Source organism: Pseudomonas sp. GP01-A4 (genome assembly GCF_058780865.1).
On record NZ_JBYSWF010000044.1, the window covers coordinates 22,810 to 35,377 of the forward strand.

General features: G+C 62.1%; 7 protein-coding genes. 2 read left to right on the forward strand and 5 right to left on the reverse strand.

All coding sequences use genetic code 11. The annotated features are described in order from the left end of the window. Positions 1–66: 66 nt before the first annotated feature. The 5 genes from AC3WKX_RS22555 to AC3WKX_RS22575 form a co-directional block, all read right to left on the reverse strand. On the reverse strand, positions 67–4,263 hold the full coding sequence (locus AC3WKX_RS22555; RefSeq protein ID WP_102605808.1) for a YncE family protein: 4,197 nt from the start codon (positions 4,261–4,263) through the stop codon (positions 67–69). Positions 4,264–4,388: 125 nt separating this feature from the next. Further along, the gene (locus AC3WKX_RS22560; RefSeq protein ID WP_008431232.1) at positions 4,389–5,228 is read right to left on the reverse strand and encodes an AraC family transcriptional regulator; all 840 of its coding nucleotides are present in this window, start codon (positions 5,226–5,228) and stop codon (positions 4,389–4,391) included. 82 nt (positions 5,229–5,310) lie between these two features. After that, a complete protein-coding gene (locus AC3WKX_RS22565) occupies positions 5,311–5,952 on the reverse strand; it encodes a DUF1345 domain-containing protein (protein ID WP_003214055.1) in 642 nt (213 codons plus the stop codon). A gap of 43 nt (positions 5,953–5,995) precedes the next feature. Then, complete coding sequence (locus tag AC3WKX_RS22570; protein ID WP_102605807.1) at positions 5,996–9,088, reverse strand: multidrug efflux RND transporter permease subunit; 3,093 nt, start codon at positions 9,086–9,088, stop codon at positions 5,996–5,998. Between the two features lie 12 nt (positions 9,089–9,100). Next, positions 9,101–10,258 (reverse strand): efflux RND transporter periplasmic adaptor subunit, encoded by a 1,158-nt coding sequence (locus AC3WKX_RS22575; protein WP_102605815.1) that lies wholly within the window; start codon positions 10,256–10,258, stop codon positions 9,101–9,103. 305 nt (positions 10,259–10,563) lie between these two features. Here AC3WKX_RS22575 and AC3WKX_RS22580 point away from each other — a divergent pair, with 305 nt between their 5' ends. Continuing rightward, on the forward strand, positions 10,564–11,265 hold the full coding sequence (locus AC3WKX_RS22580; protein WP_008430287.1) for a response regulator transcription factor: 702 nt from the start codon (positions 10,564–10,566) through the stop codon (positions 11,263–11,265). Positions 11,266–11,268: 3 nt separating this feature from the next. Further along, a complete protein-coding gene (locus tag AC3WKX_RS22585; protein ID WP_003214046.1) occupies positions 11,269–12,564 on the forward strand; it encodes an ATP-binding protein in 1,296 nt (431 codons plus the stop codon). Positions 12,565–12,568 lie beyond the last annotated feature (4 nt).

Genomic DNA, 12,568 nt, shown 5'->3' on the forward strand with positions numbered 1-12,568 from the left:
GGGACAAAAAAAGGGACAAGTCCATGGTTTAGATGGACCTGTCCCGGTTATACCTCGGTTAGTTAATCAATAACGCATGACGTAGAGTCCTTGCGAGTCACTGTCGGTGAAATAAGCTTTTGAACCGTTCGGTAGTACTGCAATATTGCCAGATCCAAACCCAATGTCCACGGGTACAGTCGCTATAAGCCTGTCCGTATTTGTGTCAAATATGTTGAAGACCCTGTACCCTGCCGTATAGACATGAGGAAGTACCGGGTTGACTGCAACCGACCTTCCCCATCCCACCCCAATCACGGTCACCAAACTGTTGGTGTTGGTGTTTATTATCGCCAAGCCATCAGCTCTCGCCAAATAGAGGCGAGGGGTGTTGGTACTTAAAGCCATGGGCCCAATCACTCCCTGAATGACAGTTACAACACTATTGTTTGCAGTATTGATAACAGTCGTATCAACCGCGTTGAAACCGCCGCCATAGGTCGTAAGATAGGCACGCGTATTATTAGGTGAGCGGGCGATGAAGCGAGACTGACCCGCTATTTGAGCTATCCGATTGCCGGTGGCGGCGTCGTAAGTATAAGCACCGCTCCTCGCAGTAACATATAGCCGAGTGCCTGCAGTATTGATCGCCAAGTCCACTATAATTTCATTTACGGTGGCATAGGTCGCAACTCTGGCGAAGGAGGTTGTACTGATTACCGCTATGCTGGTGCGGACCAGGTCCAGGTAGAGTCTTGATCCGTCCGGGTGAATTGCAAGGTGCCCACTGGACTGAATGTCATACGAAGCCGAGTGAATAATGGCGTCCGTTGCTGTGTCGATAACGTAAATCGCAGTTCTACCACCCGCGCCAACAGCGACATAAACGCGGCGCCCGTCAGGGCTGACGACGACCCCGTTTGATGAGTGGAGGAGGGTAGGAATAAATTTGACCTCCGCTAGCCATGTCACGGTATAGGTACTTTGCAGGAGCGGGATGGCTTTTGACTCATCGTCACTGCCGTCATACGTCACTTTGCAGGTCACCGTGAACGTAGTGTTTTTCCCCAGGCTTGCCAGCCAGCTGCGGGAGACAGCTTGGTTGGTGATGCCGTTGGCCGCTTGAGCAGCAGTAATGGCGTGTGCCCTCAGCACCGACAAAGGTTCTACACCTGCCGCCTCCAGCGTGATCCATACACGTTGACCTTGCTTGCTCAATTCCCATTTGGCTACTGAGGCGTGTGCATCCCCGGTGAACGCCTGGAGGTCCAGGGTTGTGCCGCTGTTCATGTTATTGATTCGCGGTTGTGGCGGTCTTCCCGCCGGGATCCTGGCCACTGTCAATACCTGCGTTTCTGAAGGCACCGGGCTGCCATTGATGGTGGCGACATAGCGCAACTCAATGGTTTTGCCGACGCTGTCTGCCAGCACTTCATTGGTAATGACGAAATCCACACGACCGCCGTCCAGGCCGTCCTTGGCGTCAATATCCGCAACACCGCCATCCGGGAAAATCCATTGCAACTGGATGGAATGGCTTGGATTCATGCCGCCATACGCCACCGTGACACTGGCGTTGTCTACGTGGTCCAGCGGCTGAATGGTCAGCGTTGCCCCGGGCTGGTCGTTGAACCGTGGGTGTGGCAGCACGGCGGGCAGGGTTTGCACACGGTGTTCACGCACGCCAAACAGCACGGCGGTGTTCTTGTCGGGGCTTTCTGCCAGGCTGACCCAGAAGCGGATGGTCAGGTGCGAGCCATCCATCAAGCGCTGCAGTTTGTCCACTGGCGCGGGTGGCGAGATACCGTTGGCGGCACCGTTTTCGGTGACCAGGTTGGCGGTGTAGGTGTCCTCGCGGTACGGGCTGCCGTCGGCAAACGTGCCCTCCCAACTCATCCACATAAACTGCCCGGCATCGATAAACGGCCAGACGGATACACGGGAGCGGGCCTGGTCATTGAGTTTCGACAGGTCGAGCAGGGTGCTGTCGCCAATGCCGTCGATCGTCGGTGTGGGCAGCCCGGTGAGGGGAAGCAGGTGCAGGTCGACAGTGTCCGAAGGGTACGGAAAGGCGCCACGGTTGAAGTGGTATTGCACGCTGATCTGGTTGCCACCGGGGCGAATACCCCTGGCGATGGTGCGCGCCGGGATGGTCACGAATACTTCGTTGGTGGACGGGTTGCCCAGGGTGTACTCGGTGGCACTGCCCAGCCCGTCGCGGCTCAACCAGTCGACCTTGATCTGGTCGGTGGCCTGCATCGGCCGGTATCTCACGATGACCTTGGCGCCGCTCAATGCGGCCAGGGGGTTGAGTGCGTCGGGGAACAGGGTGGCGCCGTCGATAACCGGACGGTCCAGTTGCACGCCGCGGCCCACGGTCAGGTTGAGCACCTCGGAGCGCAATACCAGGCGTGGCGGGCCGCTGCGTTCGAGGCTATAGGTAATGCGCAGGCTGCCATTATTGTTGTTGTCGAGGATCGCCCGGCTCACCGGGAAAACCAGGGGCTTGCCTGCCGTGCCGCCGTTGATGCTTACAACGCCACTGGCCGAGCCGTCAAGGCCGGAGCCGATGGCGTTCCAGTGGATCAGGTCACCTTCTTCGGTCTGCCCGTGCGGGGCGGGCAAGGTCAGGGGCAGGGTCAGCAGCAAGGTGGGCGTGGTCACATGGCTGGGGTCGATGTTGTTGCCCAGGGCGCCTTCCAGGTGTGCAGTCGGCATGTTGCCGATGCGTTCACCCACGTGGGCGAACAGCTCGCGGGACTTGCGAGTGGTCAATGCGTTGCCGTCCAGGACGTGGCCGGCGCCATCGTTGACCAGGTAATAAAATGCGATGTCGCCCACGCCTTCAAACTGTTTCAGGTGCTCTTTGCTGACGTAGCGCGTGCCGCCCTGGGCGCCCGCCAGTTGTTCTTCCACGTAGTCTTCGCCGCCGCCGCCAGGACGGATATGTTCGATCACCAGGGTTTCCAGCCAGTCCGGGTTGTGGGGTTCGTAGAAGGGGATCTGCACGGTGATGTCCTGATCGGGCTCGATCAGCCCCACCTCGATCGGTGCGACCGTCACTGCCGGCATCGCCACCGGCGTGCCCACCACGCTGACGGAGGTACTGCCGGATTGCTCCACGCGGCCGTCGTTTTTCAGCCACTGGAACGAGACCCGGAAGGACCCGCCCACCAGTTGTTCGATAATCTCCCGGTCGACGGTGACAAATTCAACGCTGAGGTTTCTGTCCACCACCGGGGCCAAGGGGAACACCTGGGTCGAACCGTCGCCCAGGGTACCGAACAACGTCACCGCCAATTGGTGCCGCGGCAGGGGCGCCGGGGTTTGCCGAGGCACCGTCACCAGCACTTCGAAGGTTGCCTCGCTCTGGGTATCGAAGTCGATCTGGGTCGCCTCTTCGCCATCCACCAGGAAGATCGGTGCAGAAAGCAGGTTTGGATCCAGCTCGCTGTCCAGGAAGTAGGGTTTGGAATACTGGTATTTATCCCCGGAGAAGTTTTGCACCACGTCCGAGACCCGAAACCGCAGGGTCAGCTTGCCGAAATGCCCCCCCTGCAAAATGATGTCCCTGGAGACAAAGACGCGAATCGGCCCTGAACCCGCGACTTCGGCCGGGCTGACGATATGCGTGACTAAAACCCCATCCCACGACAGCTCGATCTGGTCATTCTGGCGCAGGTTTTCATAGCGCTGGATCAGGCACCAGACCCCGCTGTTGGCATTATCTATATTAACGGTGGAGCCCTCAGGCAGGCCTTCCACCGTCATCACCAGGCCCGGGTGCCATTTGCTGCCGGGGTCGTTATCGCGGCCACCGGGGCGGGTGGTCTTGATCAGGATGGTTTGCAGCGGCGACGTACTCTCCTGGCCGCTGCCGGCCCGCACTACGCGGCCGTATATCTGGACGTCGCCTTCGGGGATGAATTCTTCGGGGACGAACAAGTCGTAACGGTCCCGGTCTTCAAGCGCAATATCGGCGGCGACTGCATTGACCAGGTCGTTGAGGTAGAGGGCGTAGAAGTCGTAATTGAAGTTGAACCAGCGTTCGAAGGTCCACTGGGCAAAGGGGCGCACGTGGCGGATTCCCAGGCCGTAGACCCCTCTTTCAGGATACAGCGTGGCATCCAGCGGGACCGACGGATAGGCCGACTTGGGTGGGTCGAGGTCTTCGACGCGGCGCGACGCCAGGCCTGACGATGGGTTATGCAGCACGAGGGCGTTGCCGGGCGGGTTGTTGTCGCCCAGCGGCGCATTATCCGGGGCTATGGGAAAATTGGGCATGGACAGGCTTCCTTGAATGAGGCGCGGCCCTGAGTGGCCGACTGCTGACAAGAAGATCAAACACCTATCGGGGGGCGTGGCGAACCTGTGAGAATTGACAGTGCCGACGAGTGGTGGTGGCGCAGCTAGCGCTGCAAAACGCTTGAACACCGCTTGCGATACGCCGCCGGCGTCAGGCCATACGCCCTCACGAACCAGCGCCCCAGGTGACTCTGGTCGGCAAAGCCCAGGGCAATCGCTACGTCGGCGGGTTGCTTGCCGTTGGCCAGCCAATGCCGGGCGCGGGCCAGGCGCAGTTGCACCAGGTAGGCATGGGGTGGCAGGCCGAAGGCGCTCTTGAAGGCGCGGGTAAGGCGAAAGCGATCGACGCCGCAGGCCAGCGCCAGTTCATCCATGCCCACATCTTGCTGCAGGTGCGCATGCAGGTATTCCCGGGCCTTGTGCGCCACCCGTGGCAGGCGAGGGTCTTCATGGTAGCGGGTGCGCCAGTGCAGTTGCGCAGTGAGGCGTTCGAGCAGTTGGTCCATCGCCTGTTGCCGCACGATGCGCAGCTCACCTCCGTGCAAGGTCTGGAAGGCCCGGCTGGTGGCCAGGGCCAGGCGCGGGTCGCTGGCCAGGGTGCTGGCAAACCCCAGCTGGCTGTCGAGCGGCGCTTCTTCGAACACTGCGCTGACTTCCCGCGCCAACCACTGCGGGTCGAGGTAAAGCATGTGGTAGGTAAAACCGTCCGCCGTGGGCGCATCGCCGTCGTGCAGCTCGCCGGGCTCCACCAGGAACACCTGGCCGGGCACGCTGTTATGGCGGGTGCGCCGGCAGTTGAACTGCTGCACACCTTGTTCCGTGACGCCCACCAGGTAGCTGTCGTGCCAGTGCGGGTCGTAGGCGTGGCCCTCGAAATGCGCGCGCAGGGTCTCGATGCCGGTGTCGGCGTCCTGAGCCAGGTCGATCCAGTTGTGGGCGGCCATAAAATACCTATGGAATGGAACACTGCAGGAGCGAACAAGCTCGCTCCTGCAGGGGCTTAGCGTCTAGAAGGTTTGTGCAGCTTCATCCAAACAATCCGGCGGCGATGTTGATCGAGAACCCCAGGATCGCCGTGTTGAACAGAAACCCGATCAACGATTGCCCCAGCACCACCTTGCGCATGGTACGCGTGGCAACCCCGACATCCGCCGTTTGCACCGCCACGCCGATGGTGAACGAGAAGTACAGGAAGTCCCAGTAATTGGGCGTGCGTAAATCCTCGGCAAAGCGCAGTGCCGGCTCGGGGCCGTCCCAGGTGTAATACAGGCGCGCATAGTGCACGCTGAAAATCACCCCGATCAGCAGCCATGAGCCAACCACCGTCAGGCCGGTGAAGCCGTAATGCAACAGGCGCTGGCTATCGCTCAGGTCCTTGGTGCCCACCAGGTTCAGGGTGATGGTCGCCAGGCTGGCAATCGCCGCGATGCACACCATGAACAACACCAGGCCGGCGTTCTCGTCCTCGATCTCGGCGATGCGTTTCACGTCGTCGGCCCGGGAATGGCTGGTGAGCCACAGCATCAGCACCAGGTAGGTCCAGACCCCGGCGTTCCAGCCGATGAGGATTTTGCTGATGATCGTGTCGGCGGGAGCCAGGAGCCCCACCGCCAGGCCCAGGACGGCGGCGGAGGACAGGCGAGGGTGGGTGCGTGCGAGGAAGGGCATGGCGCTCACAAATCAGGGATGTGTAAGCACCATAGCGCATTTATTACGTGTGGCGCTTGCGCACCAGCTTCATGACCACGACGAAGAACACCGGCACAAACACCACCGCCAGCGTCGCGGTAATCATGCCGCCGATCACCCCGGTACCGATGGCCTGCTGGCTGGCCGAGCTGGCGCCCGTGGCAATCGCCAACGGCACCACGCCGAGGATGAACGCCAGGGACGTCATGATGATCGGCCGCAGGCGCAGGCGTGCGGCTTTCAACGTGGCGTCGATCAGGTCTTCACCCTGGTCATACAGGTCCTTGGCAAACTCGATGATCAGGATCGCGTTCTTCGCCGACAGCCCAATGATCGTAATCAGGCCGACCTTGAAGAACACATCGTTGGGCATCCCGCGCAAGCTTACGGCCAATACCGCGCCGAGCACGCCGAGGGGCACCACCAGCAGCACCGAGGTCGGAATCGACCAGCTCTCATACAGCGCCGCCAGGCACAGGAACACGATCAGCAGCGACAAACCGAGCAGCAGCGGGGCCTGGGAGCCGGACAAGCGTTCCTGCAACGACAGGCCAGTCCATTCCTGGCCCAGGCCGGCGGGCAGTTGGCTGACCAGGCGCTGGATTTCCTCCATCGCCTCGCCGGTACTGTGGCCCGGTGCCGATTCACCGGAAATCGCGATGGCCGGGTAGCCGTTGTAGCGGGTCAACTGGGCGGGGCCCTGAATCCAGCGCGCCTCGACGAAGGCCGACAGCGGCACCATCTTCCCGGCATTGTTGCGCACATGGATCTTCATCAGGTCGGCCACCTGGCTGCGCTGATCACCTTCGGCCTGCACCACCACCCGCTGCATGCGGCCCTGGTTGGGGAAGTCGTTGATATAGGCCGAACCGATGGCCGAGGACAGCACATTGCCGATATCGGCAAAGGAAATACCCAGGGCATTGGCTTGCTTGCGGTCCACCTCAAGCTGTACTTGCGGAGCTTCGGCCAGGGCGCTTTCACGCACGTTGGCCAGGATCGGGCTTTTCTCGGCAGCGGCCAGCAGTTCGGTGCGGGCCTCCATCAACGCGGCATGGCCGACGCCACCACGGTCCTGCAGGCGGAACTCGAAACCACTGGAGGTGCCAAGGCCATCCACCGGCGGTGGCAGGATTGCATAGGCAATCGCGTCCTTCAGCTCACTGAAAGCCGCGTTGGCACGGTCCGCAATGGCCGCGGCGGAATCCTTGCTGCTGCGTTCCGACCAGTCCTTGAGCGTGGTAAACGCCAGCGCGGCGTTCTGCCCCGAACCGGAGAAGCTGAAACCCATGATCATCGTGGTATCGCCCACGCCTGGCTCGCCGGCGTTGTGTGCCTCGATCTGCTCGGCCACCTGCACCGTGCGGTTTTTGCTGGCACCCGGCGGCAGCTGGATATCGGTGATGGTGTAGCCCTGGTCTTCCACCGGCAGGAAGGACGAGGGCAGGCGGGCGAACAACACCCCAAGCCCCACCACCAGCACCAGATAGATCAACAGGTAACGCCCGCTGCGCTTGAGGGCGTAGGCCACCCAGCCTTCATAGCGGTCGGTGAACTGCTCGAAGCGCCGGTTGAACCAGCCGAAGAACCCGCCTTTCTCATGGTGCTCGCCCTTGGCAATCGGCTTGAGCAAGGTCGCGCACAGGGCTGGGGTCAAGGTCAGGGCGAGGAATGCCGAAAACAGGATCGAGGTGGCCATCGACAACGAGAACTGCTGATAGATCACGCCTACCGAACCCGGCATGAACGCCATCGGCAGGAACACCGCCACCAGCACCAGCGTGATACCGACAATCGCCCCGGTAATCTGGCCCATGGCCTTGCGGGTGGCCTCCTTGGGCGACAGGCCCTCGGTGACCATGATCCGCTCGACGTTCTCCACCACCACAATCGCATCGTCCACCAAAATGCCGATGGCCAGCACCATGCCGAACATGGTCAGCACGTTGATCGAGAAGCCCAGCAACAGCATCGTTGCAAAGGTGCCCATCAGCGCGATGGGCACTACCAGCGTCGGGATCAATGTGTAGCGGATGTTTTGCAGGAACAGGAACATTACCGCAAACACCAGCAACATCGCCTCGCCCAGGGTGTACACCACCTTGGTGATCGAGACCTTCACGAATGGCGAAGTGTCGTAAGGGATCTTGTATTCGACGTTGGCCGGGAAGTAGCGCGCCAGTTCGTCCATCTTCGCCCGCACCAGGGTTGCGGTGCTCAAGGCGTTGGCGCCCGGTGACAGCTGCACGCTGACGGCGGTGGACGGCTTGCCGTTCAGGCGGGTGGAGAACTGGTATTCCTGGCTGCCGATTTCCACCCGCGCCACGTCACCGACGCGCACGGTGGAACCGTCCGGGTTGGCCTTGAGCACGATGTCGGCAAATTCGGCCGGGGTCGACAGTTGGCCTTTCACCAGGATCGACGCGGTGATTTCCTGGGTCCTGGTGCCCGGCAAATCGCCGATGCTGCCGGCCGACACTTGGGCGTTCTGCGCCGCAATCGCCGCGTTGACGTCGGCCGGGGTCAGGTTGAAGCCGATCAGCTTCTGCGGGTCGATCCAGATGCGCATTGCGCGTTCGGCGCCGTACAGCTGGGCCTTGCCCACACCGTCCAGGCGCTTGAGTTCGTTCATCACGTTGCGCGCCAGGTAATCGCTGAGCGCCACGTCATCGAGCTTGCCGTCACTGGAGGTCAGGGTCACCAGCAGCAGGAAGCCGGCGGAGACTTTCTCCACCTGCAAGCCTTGCTGCGTCACGGCTTGGGGCAGGCGCGGCTCCACCGCCTTGAGACGGTTTTGCACGTCAACCTGGGCCATCTCCGGGTCGGTGCCCGGCTGAAAGGTGGCGGTGATGGTGGCCGAACCGAGGCTGCTCTGGGATTCGAAATACAGCAGGTGATCGGCGCCGTTAAGCTCTTGCTCGATCAGGCTGACCACGCTTTCGTCCAGGGTTTGCGCGGAGGCACCCGGGTACACCGCATAGATCTCGACTTTCGGCGGCGCGACGTTGGGGTACTGCGCCACCGGCAACTGCGGGATGGCGAGGGCGCCGGCCAGCAGGATAAACAGGGCGACCACCCAGGCGAAGATCGGGCGGTCAATAAAGAACTGCGGCATGTTTAACGATCCTTATTGGCCGGATGCCTGGGCGATGGGCGCGGGGCTGTCGTCGACCTGGACTTTCTCGCCAGGGCGGGCGTGTTGCAGGCCTTCGACGACGATACGGTCACCGGCCTTCAGGCCGCGGGTCACCACCCAGCGGTCATTGACCACCGAACCCAGTTCTACCGGCTGCTGGCTCACGGTTTGCTCGGCGTCCAGCAGTAACACCATCGGGATCCCGGCGCTGTCGCGGGTGATCGCCCGTTGCGGCACGCTGATGCCTTGCTGGTCGACGGCTTGCTCCAGGCGCACGCGGATAAAGCTGCCGGGCAGCAGGTCGAGATCCGGGTTGGGGAACTCGCTGCGCAAGATGATCTGCCCGGTGCCCGGGTCGACGCTGATCTCGGCGAACAGCAACTTGCCCGGCAGCGGGTACAGGCTGCCGTCATCCTGGATCAGCGTGGCCTTGGCCTGGTCCTGGCCGACTTGCTTCAAGTGCCCGGCGCGAAAGGCCCGGCGCAGGTCGTTCAGCTCGCGGGTGGATTGGGTCAGGTCGGCGTGGATCGGGTCCAGTTGCTGGATCAGCGCCATCGGTGTGGCTTCGTTCTGGCCCACCAGCGCACCTTCGGTCACCAGCGCACGGCCAATCCGACCGGAAATCGGCGCAGTCACGGTGGCATAACCCAGGTTCAATTTGGCGCGCTGCACGGCGGCCTGGTTGGCGGCCACATCGGCGGCGGTTTGCCGGGCGGCGGCGCGGGCGTTGTCGTATTCCTGGCCGCTGATGGCGTTGCCTTCCACCAGTTGGCTGTAGCGCTGCTCTTGCAGGCGCGCCTGGAATGCATTGGCCTCGGCCTTGCGCAGGCTGGCCTGGGCGCTGTCGAGGTCGGCCTTGAACGGCGCCGGGTCAATCCGGAACAGCACATCGCCCTGTTTGACGTCATGGCCTTCCTGGAACACCCGTTGCAACACCACGCCGGCCACCCGGGCGCGCACTTCGGCGATGCGTGGCGCGGCAATCCGTCCGCTCAACTCGCTGGTGATGGACAGGGGCTTGGCTTCCAGGGTTTCGATCCGCACCTTGGCCAGCGGCGCCTCGGCGGCGTCGTCCGCCGACTTGCCACACGCGCTCAACGCCAGTGTCAGGGCCAACAGGCAAAACGGCGCAAACAGATTCTTCGACATGCTCATATCCCAATATTGACTGGCGCATCCTACGGGCGCCCCCGCCACAGTGCTGTGAAGCTCTGTAGGTGGTGTGTGAAGAAATGTAAGGTGCGACCCACAGATGCACGCGGGCGTATATCCTTCATAACCGCCGAACCTTACACGATCTTCCTGATACCGAAGATCAAATGTGGGAGCGGGCTTGCTCGCGAAGGCGGTGTGTCAGTCGCCGTGTGCGTTAACTGAAACACCGCTTTCGCGAGCAAGCCCGCTCCCACATTGGATTTGCGTACTACTCAGAAATTGTATTATTTGGAAATACCATGCCCAACATTCTTCTGGTGGAAGACGACGCCGCGCTCTCCGAATTGATCGCCAGTTACCTGGAACGCAACGGCTATCACGTCAGCGTGCTCAGCCGTGGCGACCACGTGCGTGAGCGTGCGCGACTCAACCCGCCGGACCTGGTGATCCTCGACCTGATGCTGCCGGGCCTTGACGGCCTGCAGGTGTGCCGGTTGCTGCGGGCCGACTCGGCCACGCTGCCGATCCTGATGCTCACCGCCCGCGACGACAGCCATGACCAGGTGTTGGGCCTGGAAATGGGCGCCGACGACTACGTCACCAAACCTTGCGAGCCGCGGGTATTGCTGGCGCGGGTGCGAACCTTGCTGCGCCGCAGCAGCCTCACCGAACCCCAGGTGGCCAACGACCAGATCCTGATGGGCAACCTGTGCATCGACCTGTCGGAACGTACCGTGACCTGGCGCGGCCAGCCGGTTGAGCTGTCCAGCGGGGAATACAACCTGCTGGTGGTGCTGGCCCGGCACGCCGGCGAAGTGCTCAGCCGCGACCAGATCCTGCAACGCCTGCGCGGCATCGAGTTCAACGGCACCGACCGTTCGGTGGACGTGGCGATTTCAAAGCTGCGGCGCAAGTTCGACGACCACGCGGGCGAGGCGCGCAAGATCAAGACGGTGTGGGGCAAGGGCTACCTGTTCAGCCGTTCCGAGTGGGAATGCTGAGCCATGTTTCGCGTCCTGATTCGGCTGTACCTGATCACCATCGTCACCTTCGCCGCCGCGATTTACCTGGTGCCCCGGGCGGTGATCCAGCTGTTTGAACACCGTTACATGAACTACAACATCGAGCAGTCCCGAGGCATGCAGAGCCTGATCGTCAAGGAGTATCGACGGGTGCCGATGGAGCAGTGGGCCAATGTCACCGTGCGACTGTCGGCGGATTTCGCGCCGCTGAAGGTGCAACTGCTGCGTATCCAGGACGCCAGCTACACCCCTGAAGAACAGCGCCTGCTGGAAAAAGACCAGATGGTGATTCGCCTGGGCGAGTGGGGCTGGGCGGACGACGTCAGCTCGGCCCTGGACGACCAGTTGGTGGTCAAGGTCTCGGTACCGCCGGACCCGCTGGACATGAACCTGCTGTACTGGAGCATGAACGTGCTGATCGGCGCGGCGCTGCTGGCATGCCTGCTGTTCTGGCTGCGGCCCCACTGGCGCGACCTGGAGCGCCTGAAAAGCACCGCCGCGCAACTCGGCCAGGGCAACCTTGCGGCCCGCACAAAAATCCCGCCCAGCTCCAACATCGGCAGCCTGGCGGCGGTGTTCGACACCATGGCCAACGACATCGAACAGCTGCTCAACCAGCAACGCGACTTGCTCAATGCCGTCTCCCATGAACTGCGTACGCCGCTGACGCGCCTGGACTTCGGCCTGGCCCTGGCGCTGTCCGACGACCTCCCGGCGGCCAGCCGTGAGCGGCTGCAAGGGTTGGTGGCGCACATTCGCGAGCTGGATGAGCTGGTGCTGGAGCTGCTCTCCTACAGCCGTTTGCAAAACCCGGCGCAAACACCCGAGCGGGTGGAAGTGGTGCTGGATGAGTTCATCGACAGCATCCTGGGCAGCGTCGACGACGAACTGGAAAACCCCGATATCGTGATGGACGTGGTGCTGGACTGCGCCGTGGAACGCTTCACCCTGGACCCGCGCCTGACCGCCCGGGCCCTGCAAAACCTGCTGCGCAACGCCATGCGGTATTGCGAGCGGCGAATTCAGGTGGGGGTGAAGGTGTGTCCCAGGGGGTGCGAGATTTGCGTGGATGATGACGGTATTGGCATTCCGGTTGACCAGCGGGAGCGGATTTTCGAGCCGTTCTACCGGCTGGATCGCAGCCGGGATCGAGCCACTGGCGGTTTTGGCCTGGGATTGGCCATCAGCCGGCGGGCGCTGGAGGCGCAGGGCGGAACATTGACGGCCCAGGCTTCGCCATTGGGTGGTGCACGCTTCCGCCTCTGGCTGCCGAGTTAAAGAA

What these genes read in the sequence shown, in the direction of transcription:
- AC3WKX_RS22555 (WP_102605808.1), bottom strand. Translation starts at nt 4,263, where the DNA reads ATGCCCAATTTTCCCATAGCCCCGGATAATGCGCCGCTGGGCGACAAC.
- AC3WKX_RS22580 (WP_008430287.1), top strand. Translation starts at nt 10,564, where the DNA reads ATGCCCAACATTCTTCTGGTGGAAGACGACGCCGCGCTCTCCGAATTG.
- AC3WKX_RS22565 (WP_003214055.1), bottom strand. Translation starts at nt 5,952, where the DNA reads ATGCCCTTCCTCGCACGCACCCACCCTCGCCTGTCCTCCGCCGCCGTC.
- AC3WKX_RS22560 (WP_008431232.1), bottom strand. Translation starts at nt 5,228, where the DNA reads ATGGCCGCCCACAACTGGATCGACCTGGCTCAGGACGCCGACACCGGC.
- AC3WKX_RS22570 (WP_102605807.1), bottom strand. Translation starts at nt 9,088, where the DNA reads ATGCCGCAGTTCTTTATTGACCGCCCGATCTTCGCCTGGGTGGTCGCC.
- AC3WKX_RS22575 (WP_102605815.1), bottom strand. Translation starts at nt 10,258, where the DNA reads ATGTCGAAGAATCTGTTTGCGCCGTTTTGCCTGTTGGCCCTGACACTG.
- AC3WKX_RS22585 (WP_003214046.1), top strand. Translation starts at nt 11,269, where the DNA reads ATGTTTCGCGTCCTGATTCGGCTGTACCTGATCACCATCGTCACCTTC.